The organism is Pseudomonas sp. LBUM1668, assembly GCF_059695715.1.
The window spans coordinates 3,952,122-3,973,254 of record NZ_CP166787.1 but is presented as its reverse complement, the minus strand read 5'-3'; the positions used below and the strand labels follow the sequence as shown (position 1 = coordinate 3,973,254).

Annotated in this window: 21 protein-coding genes; 14 read left to right on the top strand and 7 right to left on the bottom strand. The window is 57.8% G+C overall.

The window, feature by feature from the left end; translation table 11 throughout:
• Positions 1–58: 58 nt before the first annotated feature.
• A complete protein-coding gene (gene copI / locus ACA061_RS17915; RefSeq protein ID WP_497299775.1) occupies positions 59–592 on the top strand; it encodes a copper-resistant cuproprotein CopI in 534 nt (177 codons plus the stop codon).
• A 61-nt stretch (positions 593–653) separates the two neighbouring features.
• Positions 654–1,484: an NADPH-dependent 7-cyano-7-deazaguanine reductase QueF gene (gene queF / locus ACA061_RS17910; protein WP_210699612.1), complete on the top strand. Its 831-nt coding sequence runs from the start codon at positions 654–656 to the stop codon at positions 1,482–1,484.
• A 134-nt stretch (positions 1,485–1,618) separates the two neighbouring features.
• Here the strand turns inward: queF and ACA061_RS17905 are convergent, their stop codons facing one another.
• Both ACA061_RS17905 and pcrP read right to left on the bottom strand, forming a co-directional pair.
• Positions 1,619–1,882, bottom strand: a complete 264-nt coding sequence (locus ACA061_RS17905; protein WP_150592516.1) for a DUF4404 family protein — start codon at positions 1,880–1,882, stop codon at positions 1,619–1,621.
• 109 nt (positions 1,883–1,991) lie between these two features.
• Entirely contained in the window at positions 1,992–2,612 is a 621-nt protein-coding gene (pcrP, locus tag ACA061_RS17900; protein ID WP_210553167.1) for an HAD superfamily inactivated hydrolase PcrP, read from the bottom strand.
• Positions 2,613–2,809: 197 nt separating this feature from the next.
• Between pcrP and ACA061_RS17895 the strand changes: the two genes are divergently transcribed.
• A complete protein-coding gene (locus tag ACA061_RS17895) occupies positions 2,810–3,499 on the top strand; it encodes an MlaA family lipoprotein (protein WP_150604489.1) in 690 nt (229 codons plus the stop codon).
• A gap of 55 nt (positions 3,500–3,554) precedes the next feature.
• Here the strand turns inward: ACA061_RS17895 and ACA061_RS17890 are convergent, their stop codons facing one another.
• Entirely contained in the window at positions 3,555–3,854 is a 300-nt protein-coding gene (locus ACA061_RS17890; protein ID WP_042560142.1) for a PilZ domain-containing protein, read from the bottom strand.
• A gap of 274 nt (positions 3,855–4,128) precedes the next feature.
• Here ACA061_RS17890 and rssB point away from each other — a divergent pair, with 274 nt between their 5' ends.
• Together rssB and rssC are read left to right on the top strand one after the other, a co-directional pair.
• A complete protein-coding gene (gene rssB / locus ACA061_RS17885; RefSeq protein WP_210553166.1) occupies positions 4,129–5,310 on the top strand; it encodes a two-component system response regulator RssB in 1,182 nt (393 codons plus the stop codon).
• Positions 5,310–5,792 (top strand): anti-sigma factor antagonist RssC, encoded by a 483-nt coding sequence (gene rssC / locus ACA061_RS17880; RefSeq protein WP_042560140.1) that lies wholly within the window; start codon positions 5,310–5,312, stop codon positions 5,790–5,792. The genes rssB and rssC overlap by 1 nt, the downstream gene beginning before the upstream one ends.
• A gap of 205 nt (positions 5,793–5,997) precedes the next feature.
• Here rssC and tal read toward each other — a convergent pair whose 3' ends face one another.
• Together tal and ACA061_RS17870 are read right to left on the bottom strand one after the other, a co-directional pair.
• On the bottom strand, positions 5,998–6,924 hold the full coding sequence (gene tal, locus ACA061_RS17875) for a transaldolase (protein ID WP_064392803.1): 927 nt from the start codon (positions 6,922–6,924) through the stop codon (positions 5,998–6,000).
• A gap of 202 nt (positions 6,925–7,126) precedes the next feature.
• On the bottom strand, positions 7,127–8,089 hold the full coding sequence (locus ACA061_RS17870; RefSeq protein WP_210553165.1) for a cellulase family glycosylhydrolase: 963 nt from the start codon (positions 8,087–8,089) through the stop codon (positions 7,127–7,129).
• Between the two features lie 291 nt (positions 8,090–8,380).
• Between ACA061_RS17870 and ACA061_RS17865 the strand changes: the two genes are divergently transcribed.
• The 8 genes from ACA061_RS17865 (at position 8,381) to ACA061_RS17830 (ending at position 17,990) form a co-directional block, all read left to right on the top strand.
• Positions 8,381–8,821 (top strand): low molecular weight protein-tyrosine-phosphatase, encoded by a 441-nt coding sequence (locus tag ACA061_RS17865; protein WP_150604485.1) that lies wholly within the window; start codon positions 8,381–8,383, stop codon positions 8,819–8,821.
• A 39-nt stretch (positions 8,822–8,860) separates the two neighbouring features.
• The gene (locus ACA061_RS17860; protein ID WP_150617581.1) at positions 8,861–11,089 is read left to right on the top strand and encodes a polysaccharide biosynthesis tyrosine autokinase; all 2,229 of its coding nucleotides are present in this window, start codon (positions 8,861–8,863) and stop codon (positions 11,087–11,089) included.
• A gap of 27 nt (positions 11,090–11,116) precedes the next feature.
• Positions 11,117–12,199, top strand: a complete 1,083-nt coding sequence (locus ACA061_RS17855) for a glycosyltransferase (RefSeq protein ID WP_497299774.1) — start codon at positions 11,117–11,119, stop codon at positions 12,197–12,199.
• A gap of 15 nt (positions 12,200–12,214) precedes the next feature.
• Positions 12,215–13,327: a polysaccharide pyruvyl transferase family protein gene (locus ACA061_RS17850; protein ID WP_150592508.1), complete on the top strand. Its 1,113-nt coding sequence runs from the start codon at positions 12,215–12,217 to the stop codon at positions 13,325–13,327.
• Positions 13,324–14,556, top strand: a complete 1,233-nt coding sequence (locus ACA061_RS17845) for an MATE family efflux transporter (RefSeq protein ID WP_497299773.1) — start codon at positions 13,324–13,326, stop codon at positions 14,554–14,556. The genes ACA061_RS17850 and ACA061_RS17845 overlap by 4 nt, the downstream gene beginning before the upstream one ends.
• Positions 14,547–15,650 (top strand): hypothetical protein, encoded by a 1,104-nt coding sequence (locus ACA061_RS17840; RefSeq protein ID WP_150604480.1) that lies wholly within the window; start codon positions 14,547–14,549, stop codon positions 15,648–15,650. The genes ACA061_RS17845 and ACA061_RS17840 overlap by 10 nt, the downstream gene beginning before the upstream one ends.
• 12 nt (positions 15,651–15,662) lie before the next feature.
• Complete coding sequence (locus ACA061_RS17835; RefSeq protein ID WP_150604479.1) at positions 15,663–16,706, top strand: acyltransferase family protein; 1,044 nt, start codon at positions 15,663–15,665, stop codon at positions 16,704–16,706.
• A gap of 153 nt (positions 16,707–16,859) precedes the next feature.
• A complete protein-coding gene (locus ACA061_RS17830; protein ID WP_497299772.1) occupies positions 16,860–17,990 on the top strand; it encodes an SGNH/GDSL hydrolase family protein in 1,131 nt (376 codons plus the stop codon).
• A gap of 262 nt (positions 17,991–18,252) precedes the next feature.
• On the opposite strand, the gene ACA061_RS17825 is transcribed toward ACA061_RS17830, so the two are convergent.
• Positions 18,253–18,663 carry a phosphohexomutase domain-containing protein gene (locus ACA061_RS17825; protein WP_150617585.1) on the bottom strand — a complete coding sequence of 137 codons (411 nt, stop codon included), beginning with the start codon at positions 18,661–18,663 and terminating at the stop codon, positions 18,253–18,255.
• A 47-nt stretch (positions 18,664–18,710) separates the two neighbouring features.
• Complete coding sequence (gene galU, locus ACA061_RS17820; RefSeq protein ID WP_042560129.1) at positions 18,711–19,544, bottom strand: UTP--glucose-1-phosphate uridylyltransferase GalU; 834 nt, start codon at positions 19,542–19,544, stop codon at positions 18,711–18,713.
• A gap of 390 nt (positions 19,545–19,934) precedes the next feature.
• Between galU and galE the strand changes: the two genes are divergently transcribed.
• Positions 19,935–20,951 (top strand): UDP-glucose 4-epimerase GalE, encoded by a 1,017-nt coding sequence (gene galE / locus ACA061_RS17815; protein ID WP_150604476.1) that lies wholly within the window; start codon positions 19,935–19,937, stop codon positions 20,949–20,951.
• Positions 20,952–21,133 lie beyond the last annotated feature (182 nt).

Here is a 21,133-nt window from a genome sequence, read left to right as displayed (position 1 = left end):
CAGCGCAGGCCGGTTAGAGTTTCCCACAAGCTGAACCTTATCTTGTTGGAGTACGACCATGTTTTTGCGTAAATCCCTGGTGTTGACCGCCTGTTTATTGGCATTGAGCGCGCCATTGTCGGCCGCGCCAGGGCACACCTACGATTTCGGTCAACCGGCCGCGGCAAGCAAAGCCACCCGCAGTATTGAAGTGGTGATGGGCGATATGTCGTTCGAACCGAAGGCTATCAAGGTCGAGGCCGGTGAGACCGTTCGCTTTGTGCTGGTGAATAAAGGCCAGTTACTGCACGAATTCAACCTCGGTGACGCGGCGATGCATGCCAGTCACCAGAAGGAAATGTTGCAGATGCAGCAGAGCGGGATGCTCACGCCTACCGCCATCAAGGAAATGTCCCACGACATGGCGGGTATGGATCACGCGGCGATGGGCCATGGCATGAAGCATGACGACCCGAACAGTGTGCTGGTCGAACCGGGTAAAACCGCTGAGTTGACCTGGACCTTCAGCAAGGCTACGGGGCTTGAGTTTGCCTGCAACATCCCTGGCCATTATCAGGCCGGTATGGTCGGCAAACTGACTGTCAGTCAGTAAGCACTCAAAGGCGGGCGCAAAGACTGGTAGAATCCGCTGATTCTTCAGTCAGGTTTCCGCCATGCATCCCGCAGCCGAACACTCGCCGCTGGGCAAATCCAGCGAATACATCGCCACCTACACGCCGTCCTTGCTGTTCCCGATTCCGCGCACCGCGAAATGGGCGGAGCTGGGCCTGACCGCCGAAACCCTGCCGTATAAAGGCGTGGATTTCTGGAACTGCTTCGAGCTGTCGTGGCTGTTGCCGTCGGGCAAACCGGTGGTGGCCATCGGCGAATTCAGCATTCCGGCGGACTCGCCGAATATCATCGAATCCAAGTCGTTCAAGCTGTATCTGAACTCGCTGAACCAGACGCCGTTCGCCGATAGCGCCACGCTGGAAGCGACGTTGGTCAAGGATCTGTCGGCCGCGGCCGGCAAACCGGTCGGCGTGCGGGTTCGCAGCCTCAAAGAGGTCGAAGCCGAAGGTGTGGTGGCGTTGCCGGGTGTGTGCATTGATGACCTGGAGATCAGCGTCAGCAACTATGAGCATCCGCGTCCGGAACTGCTGCGTTGCGATGATTCGCGCGTCGTCGAGGAGAGCGTGCACAGCCACCTGCTCAAGTCCAATTGCCCGGTGACCAGTCAGCCGGACTGGGGCAGTGTGGTGGTGGAGTATCGCGGCGCGGCGCTTGATCACGCCAGTCTGCTGGAATACATCGTCAGCTTCCGCCAGCACTCGGACTTTCATGAGCAGTGCGTCGAGCGGATTTTCCTCGACCTGCAACGGTTGCTGAAACCTGCGAAGTTGACGGTGTTTGCGCGGTATGTGCGTCGTGGTGGGCTGGATATCAACCCGTATCGCAGCACCGAGAGCGTGCAGTTGCCGAACCATCGTCTGGTTCGTCAATAAAGATCAAAAGATCGCAGCCTTCGGCAGCTCTTGCATGGGATCACCTGTAGGAGCTGCCGAAGGCTGCGATCTTTGGATTGTAAAAATGAAAAAGCCCTGCCATCGCTGGCAGGGCTTTTTTGTCCGTCGGGGAATCAGATCCCCATGCTGCCCAACGTATTGACGATGTTGCGCAGGGTGCCGGCGATGGTCGGGTGATCGACTTCGAAACGCTCGACTGCCAGATTCACCCCATCGACGATACTGGCGTCCTGGGTTGCAGCCTCCAGCTGGATTTGAGATTCAACCTGCACCATCAGAGCACGCAGATCTTCCCGTTCGGCTTCCGACAGCGGCGGATTCTGATCCAGCTGCTCGCGCAGGGTATCGAGCTGTTTTTGAAGTTCTTGAGCGGGCATGGTGGTTTCCTTTTTATCGAGAGGCACTGGCATTGACCGCAGCCACGCGCCAAAGGTCTATGGCTGACCTTTAGATTAATCCACTCTCGATCACCCTGCATGATCCCGATCAGGGCTTTTCGCCTTTGAGGCGGCGCAGGCTGATGTCCGCAAGGCAAGTTTCCAGCTCGCCCAGATGATCGATCACCGAGTGCACGCCGAGGCCGAACAGCTGCATCGTCGCTTTGCCGCGCAACTGTTCGCGTTCGTTCTGGCTCAAGGCTTGCCACTCGCCCGGCGCCAGACCGCACAGCGAACCGCAGGATGCCAGGCCGATTGTCCATAACCCGGCATTGAGGCCAGATTGCAGCAATCGCGGCTCGCCGCTGACCAGTACGCAACCGTCCAGGCTGCCAACGTTCAAGTCCATTAGCGCCTGCCAGCAGGCATTGGGGGCGGGCCATGGATTGATTGTTGCCGAATGTTGCGCAGGTTTGATCCACGCCGGTAAGGCCGTCGATAGCGGTTGCGCAAGGGCAGGGGGCAGGTCATCGAGCCACGCGCAAGGAATTTGCTGACGCTGCAAGCTTTGCAGACTTTCGAGCGCGCCCGGTGTGGTTGCGGCATGTTCGGGCAGGGCGGTGCTCTGTTGTCGGGCGCGGGCACCGAAATCCACCAGGCAACCACTGAGTCCGAACAGTATGGCGTTCAGGCCGGGCGGGGCGAAGGGCAAGGTTTCGGCGTGTGACATGGCTACGTCCCTGAAATACCCGTCAGGCTAAAACTTGCCGATGACAGTTGGATGACAGCGGTGTGAATCGAAGGCTCGGAAAACTCCTACAAGTCGCTTCATTCCCGGACTGCTCAAAAGGACTTTTGCGCTTATACTAGCCGCCTTACCGCTCAGGTCGAGATGCCTGTGCCAGTACCAATCCAAGGAGTTTTTCTATGCGCTGGAGCCCTTCGCTCGCTCAGCTTTGTGTATATGCCGGCCTGGTGCTGGCGCCGTTCGCCACTCAAGCGGCAACGGAAGAAGACCCTTGGGAAAGCGTCAACCGTCCGATCTTCCAGTTCAACGACTTCGTCGACACCTATGCACTGAAGCCTTTGGCGCAGGGCTATGAGTTCGTGACGCCGCAATTTGTCGAAGACGGCATCCACAACATGTTCCGCAACGTCGGTGACGTCACCAACCTGGCGAACAACATTCTGCAGGCCAAACCTGCCGCGGCTGGCGTCGACACAGCGCGCCTGATCTTCAACACCACATTCGGCCTGCTCGGCTTCTTCGACGTCGGCACCCAAATGGGCCTGACCCGCAGCGACGAAGATTTCGGTCAGACCCTCGGTTACTGGGGCGTGGGCAGCGGCCCGTACGTGATGCTGCCGCTGATGGGCCCGAGCACCCTGCGTGACGCACCGTCCAAGTATGTCGACGGCTTCACCGGCATGTACCGCTACATCAACGATGTGCCCGTGCGTAACTCGATATTCGGCCTGAACATCGTCGACACCCGCGCCAGCCTGCTGTCCAGCGAGAAGCTGATCAGCGGCGACAAGTACACCTTCATCCGCAACGCCTACTTGCAGAATCGCGAGTTCAAGGTGAAGGATGGCGAGGTTGAAGACGATTTTTGATTTCGATCGGTGAAAAAAAGAAGGCGACCCTCGGGTCGCCTTTTTTTGTGAGCGCTTATTTCATCTTCAGGATGCTCAGGCCAAGCTTTTGGCTGTCGCCTTCCTGAGCCTTGACCCAAACCACTTCGGTCTCGGCTTCAAGGCCGCTGAGTGCCGAATGCTCGGAGTCAATGCTCACGTACAAACGATCACCGACCTTGAAGCTACGCGGTGCTTCAACCTGCATGCCACTGCTGGAGAGGTCGATGCACACGGCCGAGACCTGATCCCCTTCATGAATCAACACGACATCGGCATCGACACGCATGCGGATGAAATCGCGCTTTTCGCTGTAGTCCCGACCGGTTTGACTCATGGTTCTGACCTTCCATTGGGTTACGGTTTGAGCAGTTCTTATAACTCTCGGTGATTTGACAAGTAAAGTCGTCAAGCGACCATCGGCACATGCTTGAAACGCCCCGCGGATGGGAGTACCGTCTGCGCCTTAGAAGGGCACCTCTGGTGCAACCGTGTACGCAGCCAACGCTCGAAAGCGGTGCAGCAGAGAGGCTAGAAAGCGAATCCAGTAGTCTGCGCAGGGCCGTTGCCCCGCCAACTACGCCAACCTAATTCTGGCGCCGTTTGCCCACATGCCAAAAACCAGTGCCACGCTGCTGATAATCGATGATGACGAAGTAGTGCGCGCGAGCCTCGCGGCCTATTTGGAAGACAGTGGTTTCAGCGTCCTGCAGGCCAGTAACGGCCAACAGGGTCTTCAGGTATTCGAGCAAGACAAGCCCGACTTGGTCATCTGCGATCTGCGCATGCCGCAGATGGGCGGTCTCGAACTCATCCGTCAGGTCACCGAGCGGTCACCGCAAACGCCGGTGATCGTGGTTTCCGGTGCCGGCGTGATGAACGACGCGGTCGAGGCGCTGCGCTTGGGCGCGGCGGATTACCTGATCAAGCCTCTCGAAGATCTGGCTGTGCTCGAGCACTCCGTGCGCCGGGCCCTGGATCGTGCGCGCCTGCTGCTGGAAAACCAGCGCTACCGCGAGAAGCTCGAAAAGGCCAACCGCGAGCTCGAAGCCAGCCTGAACCTGCTCCAGGAAGACCAGAACGCCGGTCGCCAAGTGCAGATGAACATGCTGCCGGAAAGCCCGTGGAGCATCGACGAGTTCAAGTTTGCCCACCAGATCATCCCGTCGTTGTACCTGTCGGGTGATTTCGTCGACTATTTCCGTGTCGACGAGCGCCGGGTTGCGTTCTATCTGGCGGATGTATCGGGTCACGGCGCCTCTTCAGCCTTCGTCACCGTGCTGCTGAAGTTCATGACCACGCGCTTGCTGTTCGAATCCAAGCGCAACGGCACTTTGCCGGAATTCAAGCCTTCGGAAGTCCTTGGTCATATCAACCGGGGGCTGATCAGTTGTAAGCTGGGTAAACACGTCACAATGGTCGGTGGAGTCATCGACGAGGAGACCGGTTTGTTGACCTATAGCATCGGCGGCCATCTGCCGTTGCCTGTGTTGTACACGCCTGACAGTGTTCGATATCTTGAAGGGCGCGGTCTGCCGGTGGGCCTCTTCAATGAAGCCACCTACGAAGATCACGTGCTTGAGCTGCCACCGACGTTCAGCCTGACGCTGATGTCTGACGGCATTCTGGATCTTTTGCCAGAACCCACGCTCAAGGAAAAAGAAGCCGCTTTGCCTGAACGGGTGAAGTCGGCGGGCGGCAGCCTGGATGGTCTGCGGCAAGTATTTGGATTGGCCACGCTGGGGGAGATGCCGGATGATATCGCCCTGTTGGTGTTGAGCAGGAATCTTTAATGAGTACCGGTAGAATCCAGTTCGCCGAGCAGGATGGCACCTTCGTCCTGAAGTTCGTCGGTGAAGTTCGCCTGACCCTGTGTTCGGCGTTGGATGCGACTATTGAGAAAATCTTCACCGCGCTGAATTTCAACGCGATCGTGATCGATTTGACCGAAACCCGCAGCATCGACAGCACGACGTTGGGCCTGTTGGCCAAGCTGTCGATCCTGTCGCGGCAGAAGGTTGGTTTGCTGCCGACTGTCGTCACCACCCACGATGACATCACCCGTCTGCTGCAATCGATGGGTTTTGAGCAGGTGTTCAACATCGTCAACCACCCGGTGCCGTGCCCGGAGTGCCTCGATGACCTGCCGGATCAGGATCAGTCGGAAGAAGTGGTGCGAATCAAGGTGCTGGAAGCTCACAAGATCCTCATGGGGCTGAATGATTCCAATCGTGAAGCGTTTCACGATCTGGTGAATGCTCTCGAGCGCCATTGAGTGGTGGGGGCCGGACCGGCCCCATCGCGAGCAGGCTCACTCCTACAGAGTCCTCATTTCAACTCACTATCGCGATCACTCCGCAGATCCCCTGTAGGAGTGAGCCTGCTCGCGATAGCGTTCGCAAAAACACCGCCAATATCCAGCAGCCACAAAAAAGGGCGAACCCAACAGGGTTCGCCCTTTTTGCATTTGCCGAATTAGATCACAGCTTGGCTTGCAGCAACGCCTCAAGCTTTTCCTGGTCACGGGCGAACTGACGAATGCCTTCAGCCAGTTTCTCGGTGGCCATCGCATCTTCGTTGGACAACCAGCGGAACTGCGCTTCGTTGAGGCTCAGGCGCGCTTCACCCGCGTGCCCTGGCGCCAGTTTGCGCTCCAGCTTGCCAGTGTCGGCCGCCAGTTTGTCGATCAGGTCCGGGCTGATGGTCAGGCGGTCGCAGCCAGCCAGTTGCTCGATCTGGTTTAGGTTACGGAAGCTCGCACCCATGACCACGGTCTTGTAGTCATTGGCCTTGTAGTAGTTGTAGATGCGCGTAACGGACTGCACGCCCGGATCATCGGCGCCGGTGTAGTCGTTGCCGTTGGCCTTCTTGTACCAGTCGTAGATGCGGCCCACGAACGGCGAGATCAGGAACACACCGGCATCGGCGCAGGCGGCCGCTTGGGCGAAGGAGAACAGCAAGGTCAGGTTGGTCTGAATGCCTTCCTTCTCCAGTACTTCGGCGGCACGGATGCCTTCCCAGGTCGATGCAATCTTGATCAGCACGCGGTCGCGGCCAATGCCGGCCTTGTCGTAAAGCTCGATCAGGCGATGCGCACGCTTGAGTACGGCATCCTTGTCGAACGACAGGCGCGCATCCACTTCAGTGGAGATACGGCCCGGGATCACTTTGAGAATTTCCTGACCCACCGCAACGCCGAAACGGTCGCTGGCCAGGCCAACATCGCCCTTGCAGTCGCTGACACAGGCGTTCAGCAGCTCGGCGTATGCAGGGATGGCCGCCGCTTTGAGCAGCAGGGAAGGGTTGGTGGTGGCGTCTACCGGTTTGACCCGGGAGATCGCTTCGAAGTCGCCGGTGTCGGCAACAACGGTGGTGAATTGTTTGAGTTGTTCCAGCTTGGAAGTCATGGGTGTGCTCTGTCCTGTGGGTCTGACGACATTACCCGAGCGCTGACAGCCACTCAAGGGCGCGTACGTGGATCGATGGCCCCTGAGGCAACAACCTGAAAACGATTGTTTGAAAGGAGGGGCGCGGTGTCGATGAATACGACGTCAAAACCCCTGACAGGTTCAAAGCAACTGACCTGCGTACAGATCAGTCGCACGCGGCCTACTGCGTATTCAGCTGGGTGGCGGCGGCCATTTTCGCCGGCTTCGGTTGCCCGCCCGAGGTCACCAGGCCGAAGTTCTTCTCGCGCTCGTTACTGCCCGAGTCACTGTTGCGCCATTCGTAGATGGAGGTCAGCGGGATGTTGAGTTTTTTCACATCGGCAATAAACGCGCTGACTTTGCTCGCCTGCCCGTCGATCCCGCCGTTGGAGCTGAGCGCCGAGATGCCCCATTCACTGATGACCCCGGGCAGATGAAAGTTTTGCTGGATGAATGACTGTGCAGTGCTGATTTGCGTGGCCGTCATGCCGTACGGGTGATAGGAAATCGCGTCGAGGCATTTCGGGTACTCACTGACGATCCTGTTAAGCGCCACCGTTGATGCAGAGCCTGCGGTCGGTGCCCGGGCAAAACCGAAGCCGACCACTGGCGTGGTTTGCGCTGTGGCCTGCAGCGACTTGCACACGGCGCTCATGAACGGCACGAACGTCGTAGCGAAATTGCGTGTTGGCCAGTAGGTTTCAAGGTCGGGCTCGTTCCAGATCTCGATCGCCACCAGTTGTGAGCTGTAGGTTTTCTCCAGGCCTGTCAGTGCGGTGGCGAACGATTCGCCAGCCTTTGTCAGTTCACCGACGTTGTCGGGTGTAGGGGTCAACGGCTTGATCGCGCGCACCGTCAGTAACACCGGCAGGCCGGCGGATTGCGCGGCTGCAAAGGCATCGCTGACCTGCTTCTGATAAGCCTTGGCGCTGAGGCTGTCGCTCCATACGCCCAAGCGCACAAAACTGAAGCCTGCGGCTTTGATGTGGGCGGCGTCCTCGGCGGAGAAGTTCTGGATCTTGACCTGGATGCCGACGGTCTTGGCGGGGAGGTTGGGAAACAGTTCACTGGCATGAACTTGGGGTACGGCACTGAGCGCCAATAACAGCGAGGCACTGAGTCGTTTGAGATGGGCTGATTTCATGTCTGCTCTCCAATGAGAATGACAACGGCGAATAGTTCTCTGGACGTCTGTTGTTTGAAACTAACAAACCCGCGAAGTGCGCGAATGTTATTTTTTGTCGGAAATCATTCGCGTGAAAATCACAGTTATTTTTAGTCCGCTAATTCTGGTTGGGGGGCTTTTAAGCGCTGTGGTACTTAGTGTTCTGGTACTAACAGGGTGAATCTATTTTCTGAGTGCAGGAAGATCTAGCGGGTTCATTAAAGTTCGCTCTAGATGTTGGCAGTTTGATATTACACAGGAAAGTAAACCTTGTTTAAAAAGATCCTTGTCGTCTGCGTCGGCAATATATGCCGAAGTCCGACCGCAGAACTGTTGCTGCGTAACGCGCTGGCGCCCTCGGCGATCTCGGTGTCCTCCGCAGGGCTGTCCGCTCGGGTCGGCGAATCGATGGAAGCCACAGCCCGGCAGATTCTTGAAGAGCAGGGGCACGACGCCGAACCGTTCAAGGCGCGCCAACTGACCCCGGACATCGTCAATGAATCAGACCTGATTCTGGTCATGGAAAAACAACACGTTAATCAAGTATTGAAAATTGCCTCCCACGCGCGAGGCAAAGTTTTTCTGCTCGGCAAGTGGCAGAGCGAACGAGAAGTACAAGATCCGTACCGTCAAGGCAAGGCCGCTTTTATTCATGCCCATGCATTGATTGAAGATGCTGTCAGCGCATGGGCACAACGTCTTGTACGTTGATGAATATTCTTCAGATCAGTGAATGGTAAGAACAGACTTATGCAGTTACCGTCAGTAATCGCCAACCGTGACAATGATCAAGACAGTATTGATCTGCTCGGCATATTCGGCAGTTTGATTGACCAGAAATGGTTGATCGGCGCACTCACCGGTGCCTTCATGGCCGCCGGCGTTGCCTATGCGGTATTGGCCACGCCTGTTTACCTGGCGAACGCGCTGGTGCAGGTCGAACCGAAAAAGAACGACATGCTCGGTTTCTCCGACCTCAACAGCATGCTCGGTGGGCAATCGCCGTCGGTGACCGAAATCGGCATCATCAAGTCCCGCGCGGTGATCGGCAAAACCGTCGATGACCTGCGTCTGGATATCGATGTCACACCTAATACGTTCCCGCTGATTGGCGGTTTTCTCGCCCGCCGTTATCGCGGCGAAACCGAGTTCAGCGTCGCGCCGCCAAAGTTCGGTATGAACAGCTATGCGTGGGGCGGCGAGCGTGTCGAGATCGCCAAGCTCAACCTGCCCAAAGAACTGTTGGGCAAAAAGCTCACGCTGATTGCCGGCGAGCAGCAGCATTTCAAGCTGTTCGATGAAAACGACAACTTGCTGGTAGAAGGTGTTGTGGGCGAAGCCTTCGCCCAGGATGACGTAGAAGGGCTGATCGCTCATCTGTCGGCCAACCCTGGCACGCAGTTCCAGGTGGTGCGCAATCCACGGATCGTGACTATCCAGAGCTACCAGGATGCGCTGGATATTTCCGAGCAGGGCAAAGAGTCGGGCATCATCCGCCTCGCGCTGGCCAGCGCCGATGCGCCTGAGGCAGTGAAGATCCTCAACAAGATCGCCGCGCTGTACGTCGAGCAGAATGTGCGTCGCACGTCTGCCGAAGCGGCGCAGAGCCTGGCTTTCCTGCAAAGCCAGCTACCGCAGGTCAAACGCGATCTGGCCAAGGCCAGTGATGCGCTCAACGCCTACCAGACGCACGGCAAGACCGTGAACATCTCGTTGGAAACCCAGTCTGTGCTCGGTCAGACAGTGGCACTCGAGACGCGTATCTCCGAGCTGAAAATGCAGCAGGCGGAGATGGATCGCAAGTTCACCAAACAGCATCCGGCCTATCGCGCACTGATGAGCCAGATCGGCGAACTGACGCAACAGCAGAAGTCGCTTGAAGGCAAGGTTCAGGATTTGCCGGCCACGCAACAGGAGCTGTTGAACCTGACCCGCGATGTCGAAGTGGCCTCGCAGATCTACACGCAACTGCTGAACAAATCCCAGGAACTGGACATCGTCCGCGCCGGCGCCGTCGGCAACGTGCGCCTGGTCGACACTGCCGACGTCGACCTGACCAGCCCGGTCAAACCGAAGAAAGCCCTGATCGTGCTGATCGCAACCTTCCTCGGCGCCTTCGTCGGTGTGGCGTTGGTGCTGCTGCGCAAATCCCTCAGCCGGGGTCTGGAAGGGCCGGAAGCCATCGAGCAACTTGGCTTGCCGGTGTACGCGTCGATTCCTTACAGCGCGCTGCAACAGGAAGAGGATGGCAAAAAAGGTCGCGCTCGCGATGGCGTGGACAAACCGGCGTATCTGTTGGCGTTGCGCAACCCGACGGATCTGTCCATCGAGTCGATCCGCAGCCTGCGTACCTGCCTGCACTTTGCCGGCCTGGACTCGACCAACAACCGCATCATGATTTCCGGGCCGAGCCCGCAGGTCGGCAAGACTTTCGTCTCTTCCAACCTTGCCGCCGTCATGGCGCAAAGCGGTCAGCGTGTGGTGCTGATCGACGCCGACATGCGCAAAGGGCATCTGCACAAAACCCTCGACGTACCGATCGCCAATGGTTTGTCGGATCTGCTGGTCAAGCGCTGCAGCCTTGAGCAGTCGATCAAGAAAATCGAAGGCGCTGACCTGCACTTCATCAGTCGCGGCCAGGTGCCGCCCAATCCTTCCGAGCTGTTGATGCACGCCAACTTCCGCGAGCTGCTGGCTGAGCTCAGTGAGCTGTACGACGTGGTGATCATCGACACGCCGCCGCTGCTGGCGGTAACCGATGCGGCGATTGTTGGTCGTGAGGCTGGCATCAGCCTGATCGTCACGCGCTTCGGGGTGAACCCTGCCAAAGAAATCGAACTGACCATTCGCCGCTTCGCGCAGAACGGCATCGAGTTGAAAGGTGCGGTGTTCAACGGTGTCGAGAAGCGCGCGGCCAGTTACTACGGCAACGGCGGCTACGGCTATTACAACTACGAATACGCGTCCGACAAATCCTGAATTGTCCATACATGAGGTGGGTGAGTTGTGAAAAAAATACTGCATGTAGCTGAGACAATCAAAGGTGGAGTCGCGACGGTCATTCGCACGATTTCGACGTCGCCCGAAGACGACGTTGCCAATTACGAGCTGGTTTATCTGGTCCCGCAGGATCAGGAAAAAGAGCTGCACGGCATTGCTGCGCAGCAGGTCCGCACCTTCGCCCGGACCGGGCGCAACGTGCCGTCGCTGCTGCGTTTCGCCTGGCGCCTGGCGCAGGTGATGCTCAAGGAAAAACCCGATGTGGTGCATCTGCACAGCACCTTTTCCGGGGTGATCGGCCGTTGCGTTTGCGTGCTGCTGCGACCTTGGCGCAAGCCAAAGATCGTCTACTGCCCGCATGCGTTTTCGTTCCTGATGGAAAGCTCGCCGATCAAGCAGAAAGTCTATGCGTGGATCGAGCGCGTCTTGCAGAAGGTCACCGACGTGATCATTTGCGTCAGCCAGTACGAACTCGATAAAGCCGCGCGTTTCGGCATCGAGCGCAAGCGCATGCGCCTTATCTACAACGGCATTCATCGCCGGGACGAGGCGGAAAAAATCGCCAATCCCGAGCCGATTCATTTGTTGTTTGTCGGTCGCCTCGACTACCAGAAAGGCTTCGACGTGTTGCTCAAGGCTTACGCCAAGGTGCAGCGCAGCGATCTGAAACTGACCGTGGTCGGCAGTGCGGTCAACGAAGACTCGGTCGAGTGCCCGCCGATGGATTCGGTTGAATACCTGCCGTGGGTGACACCGAGCGAAGTGCACGCGCTGTATCAACAAGCCGATGCGTTGATCGTCCCGAGTCGCTGGGAAGGTTTTGCCATGGTGCCGCTGGAAGGCATGGCCATGGGGCTGCCGGTGATCGCCAGCGACTGCACGTCGCTGCCCGAGCTGGTCAGCAACGAGGTGTCCGGTTACGTCTTCCCGACCGGTGATCACCAGGCGCTGGCGGATGTGCTGGCGAAAATCCAGAAGCCGCGCTTGCTCGACCTCGGCAACGAGGGCCGCAGCATTGTCCGCGAGCGTTTCAGCGCCGCGTTGATGATCCGCCAGACCTACGATCTGTATCGCGCTCCCACTTATTAAGTAGAACTCAAGCTTATGAACGTAACGATTTTGCATGGCTACAGTGCGTCCAACTCCGGTGACGGTCTTCTTGTCGATCTGGCCATTGCCCTGGTGCAGCGCAACTTTGGTGACGACACCGCGATCAGCGTTGTGGCGTCCGATCCGCAATCCTTCAGCTACCTGCCGCACCCACGTTTTGACGCGCCGGTGATGGCAGCCAAAGGGCTCGGGCGGGTCAAACAAGCGGTGTTTCTCAATCAGTCCTACGCCGGGCTCGCCGATCTGTTGCGTAAAACCGACCTGATCGTCGGCGTTGGCGGCGGTTACATGCGCTCGAAAAGTGCTTTCGAGCACATCAAGTTGAAACTCGGCCACGCCAAGCAACTGGAAACCGCGATCCTCAGCAAAGTGCCGTCGGTGTACCTGCCGCAAAGCATCGGCCCGTTCCATGGCGAGAGCAGCAAAATCGTCGAGCATTACGCCAGTGCCGATGCGGTGTTCGTGCGTGACAATCGTTCGTCGGCGATCTTCGATGCCTGTGAAAACGTCTACCGCGCGCCGGATCTGGCGGTGCAATCGTTGGCCAGCAAAATTCTGCAGCAACCCAAGTTCACCCGTTGCGCCGCGTCGCCGGCCACGGTGTGCGTCGTGCTGCGCAAGCCTCCAGAGTGGAGCAAGGAAAAGAAGGTCGCCTACGTCGCCAATCTGAAGGTGTTGCTGCAACGCCTGAAGAACAAAAGCAAAGTGGTCTGCGCCGTGCAAAGTGCCGTGCGCGGCAACGATGACGGCGCGTTCTATCGCGAACTGGGCATCAGCGAAGACTTGCTGTCACTGAAGGCGACAATTGCCAAGTATCAGCCGGATCTGGTGATTTCCGTGCGCTTGCACGGCGCGATCGAATCGCTGCTCTCGGGTGTTCCGGCGTACCACATCAGCTACGAGCGCAAGGGCTTCGGCGCTTATCAGGACATGGGCGTCGAGGACTGGGTGATCAACGGCGGCGACATCAATGTCGATACCATCATCAACACGGTTTACGCGCCGAACGCGCTGTCGAATTTCGGCAAGCGCCTGACCGACACCTGCCGCGAGATCGAGGCAAAAACCGTGGCCATGGACGAGATCATCAAAGGGATCGTTCGATGATATTTCGGCTACTGCTTCGCGGCGGAGCCTTGGGCGCGAAGTTTTTGCTGGTGTTGGCGATCACTCATTACCTCGGTTATGAGGCGTTGGGCTTTTACGGCGTGGTGGTCGCGGCATCGTTGATTGCCTCGAAGTTCTACAGCGTCGGCTTCAGTTCGGAAATCAATCGGCTGATCAGTGTCGGCGGCAGTTCGCGCCGGGTCGTCGACAAGGTTTTGCTGCTGTATCTGGCGGTGGGGCTGGTGTTGTCGGTGGTGACAGTGCTGATTTATTCGGTGTTCCAGGCAGTCGAGGCGCCGATGGCGCTGATCCTCTGCGTGACCCTGGTATTGCTCACCGAACACCTGTCGTTCGAAATCAACTCGTTCGTGTTTTCCGCACAGAAAGCCACGGCGGGCGCGCTGCTGTTTTTCATCAAGACCGGTCTGTGGGCGTTGTTGGCGGTGGGCGGGATGATGCTCGGCTGGGTGTCGGGCATTGCCAGCGTGTTGTGGCTGTGGGTGGTCGCCAACGTGCTGGTGATCATCGCCGGCTACCTGATTGTGGTGAACGTTCATCGCGGGCGAGAAGCCGGAACGCTGGCCACCGCGACTGTGTGGAAGGCCGGATTGCCGTTCTACCTCGGCACCGGTCTGATCGCGTTGAGTCAGTACGCCGAACGCTTTCTGATCATCGACCTCGAACCCTACGCCAGCCTAGGTAAATACGTGTACGCGTGGTCGGCGGCCAACACCCTGCAAGCGTTGTCCTACGCGGTGGTGGCGGTGGTCGGCATTCCGGTGCTGGCCAAGCGTTTTCAGGCCGATCAGCAAGCGTTCACGGTCAGGCAATTGTTCGTCAACAAATGGGTCATGCGCTCGCTGGTGGTGTCCGCTGCAGTGGCGGTGGCGATTTATCTGTTCTTCAACGTGGTGCTCGATTACGTCGCGACCAGCGTGCCACGTCCGGACAACGCGATCCTCGCAGTGCTGATCTTTTCCTTCGCCTTGCGCGCGATTGGCGACATCGTCTGGGGTGGTTTGATTGCCTCGAAAAACAGTCGCGTGTCACTCGCCAGCGCGGCGATCTGTTTGCTGGTTTCGGTGCCGGTCAGCTACATGCTGATCAAGCACTATTCGATCTATGGCGCGGCGTGGGGCAACGTCTTTGCGATCATCGTGCAGCTTGGCGTGATTGCCGTGTTGACGCGTGTGACCGGCGCGAAGAAGGCCGCTGTGTCATGGGCCTGAAGCTGCCGTGCATCGAGTTTCGTGGCAAGAAACTCGATTCGTACGTCTCGTTCCTGATCCTCTTCACCGGTCTGTTTCTGTCGGTGGCCATGCCGCTGCTGGTCCCTCGCGCGCCCGGGCCGGATGCCATGACGTTATGGTCGTCCTATGCACGCGCCGACAACTGCAATTTCTGGAATCCGTTCTCGCCGGATCGCTCGTCCTACGAGTGTTCGGCGTTCCTGCTGCGGCCCACCGGAATCGATCTGACCAACGCCTGGGCCTACGGCATGTTCTGCAACTTCTTCCTCACGGCCATTCCGGTGGTGGTGTTTCGGCGCATGCCGCTGGCGATCTTCGGCACCTTGTGTCTGTGGGGCATCGTCCGCTCGTTTTTTCTGGAAAACCTGACCAAGGAAATCATCGTCTCGGTGGCGGTGCTGAGCATTTTGCTCAGCTCGTTGACACGTAAATATCGCGGCGGATTTTTCCTTTCGGCGGTGATCTACGGCGTATTGATCCGGCCGTACTGGATTCTCTTTTCGCTGTCCTGGGTCGGCGTCTGCGTGATGAAAAAGTACGTCTCGCGAACGACCTTTTTCCTCATGCTGTTCCTGTTCTACCTGGCGGTCGCCACGGCGATTCAGTTGGCGCTCGGGTTTCCGGTGTCGTCGATTCGTGCGAGCAACAACGAGTTGCGCACGGCGGGGGAGGAGGGCTCGAAATCGTTGATCGTGTCGTGGCTCAGCGGCAGTGACTTCGTCTCGCAAGCGCTGGACTCGATGATCATCTTCTTCCGGCTGTCGTTCCCCGTGGAGCTGATTCTGCTTTCCGGTCCGGGCCAGGCGATCTTCGTCGCCTTGATGATCATGACCACGCTGCTGCTGTTCAAAGTCATCACATCAACCGATTACAAGGGCACACCGATCCAGACCAAACCCAAGGAACTGATCGCGATTCCGCTGGCGTTTTTGCTGGTGCAGGGTTTGTTCGAACCGGACTTCGGCTCCTTCGCCCGGCACTTCTCGATGGTCGTGCCAGTGCTGTTTGTGGGCCTGGGCCTGATGCTGCGCGCGAACAAACCGGTGCAGGTTGAATCAAGAATTCTGAATTGAGGCAGGTGCTTTATGTCGAGCAAGAAAAAGTCCCTGGAGATCGAAACCCTGCGCGGCCTGGCGTGCCTGCTGCTGGTGCTCTATCACGTCATCGGCCCGCTGGGCGGTGGTTTGAAGATCGATCTGGGCTCACCGTTTCGAGTGCTCGCCGACTCGATGGTGTATGTGCGCATGCCGCTGTTCACCTTCATTTCCGGCTACATCTACTCGATTTACAAAATCCGCGGGAATGACTTTTCTACGTTCTTCACCGGCAAGGTTCGGCGCCTGATCGTGCCGCTGTTTTGTGTGGGTGTGCCGTTCTCGGTGCTGCAGGCGGTAGGCCCGGGGGTGAACAAGGATGTCGGTGTGATCGACGCGTTGCTGTCGTTCTGGGTGCCGATCAACCACTTCTGGTTCTTGCAGGCGGTGTTCATCATTTTCATGTTCGTCGGCTTGCTGGAGTGGCGGGGTCTGCTGCGCTCGCCAATGCGCCTGTATCTGCTGTTTGCCTTTGCCGCAGCGATATTTCTGCTGCCACCGTTCACCTTCGATGCGTTCGGCATCAACGGCGCGATCTACCTGCTGCCGTTTTTCGTGGCGGGGATGATCGGCCAAGAGAATGTCGACGCGTTGAGACAGCGCTTCAAGATGATCGGGCCGTTGGTGTTTGTGCTGATCTCGCTGACGCTGTTGTATGTCGCGGCAGTGGATCGCGAGCTGATTGTTGATCGCCGTAGTGTGATTGGCCTGACGGTCGGGTGCGTGTCCTGCTTCGCGCTGCTGTCGAGCGATATGCGCTCGAAGGGGCTGACGTGGCTGGGCGGGTATTCCTATGCGATTTTCCTGTTCCATGTTTTGTTCGCCGCCACTTCGCGGTTTGTGCTGGGACGTCTGGGCGTTAAGGATGAGAGCTTGCTGGTGTTCGGCGGCGTGGCGTGCGGGTTGCTTGGACCAGTGGTGTTGTCGATGATTTTCAGTCGGTTCAACTTCACCTCGGTGCTGTTTCTGGGGGAGCGGGCGGCGAAGAAAAAACCACCAGCGATCATCACTCCGGTGGCGCCAATCAATAGCTGAAAGCTTCGCGAGCACACTGAGCGGTATCCCTGTAGGAGCTGCGGCACGCTGCGATCTTTTGATCTTGATCTTCAAAAGCAAGATCAAAAGATCGCAGCCTCGTTTCACTCGAATGCTCCTACAGGGGGCATTATTGAATGAAGGAATTTATGCATGTTGGCAGTTGGTGACGCTCAGCCCGTTGCAGCGTCGGTGGTTGAGGTGGGGGATGCGCGTGAGCGTTTTGCGCAATGGCGTGAAGGCAAGGCTGGCAAGGTGCTGGCAGTCTCGGTGATCGGCGACAGCTACAGCGCCGGGCAGGATTTCTATCTGAACAAACTGGTGCAGCGAGTGGCCGGGGAGGTGGGCTTCGCCGGGCCTGGCTACGTCGGTTTCAACCACGGCGCCGCGCTGGGCGGCACACACTTCAAATACACCCGCAGCAGCGAGAAGTATTTTGGCGGCGACTGGAAGGTCTCCGGCCTCGGCCAGGCCAGCCCCGATAGCCGCACAGTGACCGGACGGCCCGGCGCATGGTTGCAGGTCGATGCCAGCCCGACACCGGCGATCAACACAGCCGTCACCCAAGCGAAATTACTTTATCTGGGCAACGGTAAGTCCAGTGAGATTCGCTATCGCTGGACGCCAGCGCAAGACTGGAAACCCTTGAAGCTCGCCGGTTCCGGCGTACAAGAGGTGCCATTGCCGGACACGCCGACAGCGGCGGATTGGGCGTTTCGGCTGGAGGTGGTTAAAGGCGCGCCAACCCTGTTCGGCCTGTGGATGAGCAACGATCAGGGCGGCGTGCGGGTGTCCAAACTGGCGGCGTCCGGCGCGGCATCTGCTGACTTCTATCACAGCGATCCGACGTGGCAGACACAGTGGAAAGCGGCCGTGTCGAAGATTCCTGCCGACGTTTATCTGATCATGCTCGGTGGCAACGATCAGGGCTTTGGCGTGAAGCCCGAGACGTATTTGCACAACGTGCAGGGTCTGGTGGCAATGATCCGCGAGATTCAGCCAGCGGCGAGCATCAACCTGATCATGCGTCAGGACACCACGCGCTCCAGTGCTTATCCGATGTCGGCGTATGCGCAGGTTCTGCAGCCTTGGGCTCAGTCCCAACATCTGGGGTACGCCAATCTGCAATGCGCGTTCGGCAGCGACGTCAAACGTTATGCGGCCGCGATGATCGGCCCGGACAAGATTCATCCAGTGCCGGCTACGGGTGGAAAGGTGATTGCCGATTATTTCTACGGCTGGATCACTGGCGCCAAGGACGGTTGCGCCGCTTCCCCACTGTGATCGTTCCCCTGTCCCGCGTGTGAAGGCAGGAAAACGCATACCTCTGTTCCGCGTGTGAAGGCATGAAAACGCATACCTCTGTAGGAGCTGCCGAAGGCTGCGATCTTTTGACTTTGTTTTCCAAGATCAAAAGATCGCAGCCTTCGGCAGCTCCTACAGGGGCAACCGAGCCAACCGAGCAAACCGGGGCAACCGGGATAACCGGGATAACCGGGATAGCGTGGATAGCGGGGATATAAAATCAACAGGTGAGCGTTGGGGCTTACGCTTTTTCGAAGCCGTCCAGTTGACTCAACAACTCCGCAAGCTTCTGCGGCATCAACCGCGTATCACAACGCGTCTCCACGTTGATGATGATCGCCGGGTCGTTGCAGCAGATGCGCACGCGGAAGCGCCAGTCGCTGAAAATCACTTTCAGGCCGTCGCGGTCATCGATTTCCAGCGCCTGCTCGCCATAGAGCTTTTTCAGGTGAGCGAGCAGGGGATAGGGATCCGCCAGTGGCCGGCGAATATCGCCGGAGGACGGAAACATGCCGATGCGCTCCACCAGCAAAATGCTGCCCAGCCAGGACTCGTTGGCGCTGGGCAACGGCTGATGGCGCGACAACCAACTGACTACCCCGAGGTTGCCCACCTCACGTTCAATGTCTGCCGAATGTTGTGCAATGTTCATAGAGGCCTGCCTGAAATGAAAAGTGGGCGGTGGATGGGTGGGCCGTCTCAGCGGCCCTTGAGGTAGACGTTTTCGTAGCAGAAGTTGGTCGCTTGCAGGTAACCCTCGGCGTCGCCGCAGTCGAAGCGCAGCCCCTTGAACTTGTAGGCCAGCACGCAACCGTTTTGCGCCTGTTTCATCAAGGCGTCGGTGATCTGGATCTCGCCGCCCTTGCCCGGTTGGGTGTCGGCGATCAGGTCGAAAATGTCTGGCGTCAGGATGTAACGACCGATGATCGCCAGGTTCGAAGGCGCATCCTGCGGCGCCGGTTTTTCGACCATGTTGTTGACCCGATAAATGCCATCGGAAATCAGCTCGCCGGCGATCACGCCGTACTTGTGCGTTTGATCGGCAGGGACTTCCTGGATCGCAACGATCGAGCAGCGGAATTTCTTGTAGAGCTGGATCATCTGCGTGAGCACGCCGTCACCTTCCAGGTTCAGGCACAGGTCATCGGCCAGGACCACGGCGAATGGCTCGTCGCCGATCAACGGACGACCGCTGAGAATCGCGTGGCCCAAGCCCTTCATTTCTACCTGACGGGTGTAGGAGAAGGTGCAGGTGTCGATCAGCTCGCGGGTGCCGGCAAGGAATTTCTCTTTCTCGGTGCCGCGGATCTGGTGTTCGAGTTCGTAGCTGATGTCGAAATGATCTTCCAGCGCACGCTTGCCCCGGCCGGTGACGATGGCCATGTGTTGCAGGCCGGCATCGCGTGCTTCTTCGACGGCGTATTCGATCAACGGCTTGTTGACGATCGGCAGCATCTCTTTCGGCATGGCTTTGGTGGCTGGCAAGAAACGCGTGCCATATCCGGCAGCGGGGAACAAACATTTACGAATCATAAAAGTATCCTGGACAGTCATGGAACACAGCCAACGGGTGCGCGCACTAACGAAGGAGTGCAAGTTTCAATAGTTATTGAACGACTGCTTTAATACCTGAGTCAGGTTATTAATAGCAATTGAATGCGCCGGTAAATCGCGACAATGTTATGAGATGTCGGATGGCACGTTATTAGTTATTTTTAGTCGGTATCTGTTGATAGTGATGAGCGCACTTGCAGTGCTAATAAGTACCGGGCAATACAGTGTGACCTGCAAAAATATTTATTGCCAGTCATTGAACTAGTTTTGTTTTCGGTTGTTGTCGCCTGGTTTGTGTGGATTGCGACACATCTCCACAACAACAGGCTTGACACGCTACTTGTTACTTCTCCAATCACGGACCGCGCTATGAAGATTCTGGTAACCGGTGGCGCCGGCTATATCGGCTCGCACACCACACTTGCGCTGCTTGAAGCAGGTTATGAAGTTGTCGTGCTGGATAATCTTTGCAACAGCAGCGATGCGGCACTGCATGCGGTGGAGGCCATCTGCGGCAAAAGTGCGCAGATGATTCGCGGTGATGTCTGCGACCGGGCGTTGCTTGACCGGATATTCAACGAGCATGCCATCGACGGCGTGCTGCATTTCGCCGGTCTCAAAGCGGTCGGCGAGAGCGTGCGCAAGCCGCTTGAGTATTACGAGACCAACGTCAGCGGCAGCATCACGTTGTGTCAGGCGATGGCGGCGGCGGGGGTGTTTCGCCTGGTATTCAGCTCATCGGCCACGGTCTACGGCGAGCCGGCGCAGATGCCGATCCGCGAAGACTTTCCGACCGGTACTCCGACCAATCCCTACGGGCAATCCAAGCTGATTGTCGAAAACGTCCTGCGCGATCTGTGCCAGTCCGAGCCGCGCTGGAGCATCGCCTTGCTGCGTTACTTCAACCCGATCGGCGCGCATCACAGCGGCCATATGGGTGAAGACCCGAATGGCATTCCCAACAACCTGCTGCCTTATATCAGCCAGGTAGCGGTGGGCAGCCTGCAAGAGTTGTCGATTTTTGGCGACGATTACCCCACGGTCGACGGCACCGGTGTGCGTGATTACATCCACGTGGTCGACCTGGCGGACGGGCATTTGAAAGCCTTGCAGTCGATTTCCGGACGCAGCGGCATTCATACCTGGAACCTCGGCACCGGCGATGGCTACAGCGTGTTGCAGGTGTTGCACGCGTTCGAAAAGGCCTGCGGGCAACCCGTGCCGTATCGGGTGATGCCGCGACGTTCGGGGGATATCGCCGAGAGTTGGGCCGACGCATCCAAAGCTGCGCAAGAGCTGGGCTGGAAAGCCACGCGCAACTTGCAGGACATGGTCACCGATACATGGCGCTGGCAATCGAACCATCCGAAGGGCTATCTCCGATAATGTCGTTTTGATGCCCAATGTTAGTTTCGGTCAGGTGTTAGATATCGTCGGGAAAATACGCTGGAAATGCCTTTTGCAAGTCCGTAGATATAAACATGCCGTTCGACTTTTATCAGTTGCGTAGGACTGTGAAAGAACAACGGATCTTGTTCGCATTTTTCGCGGACTTGAACTCTACCACC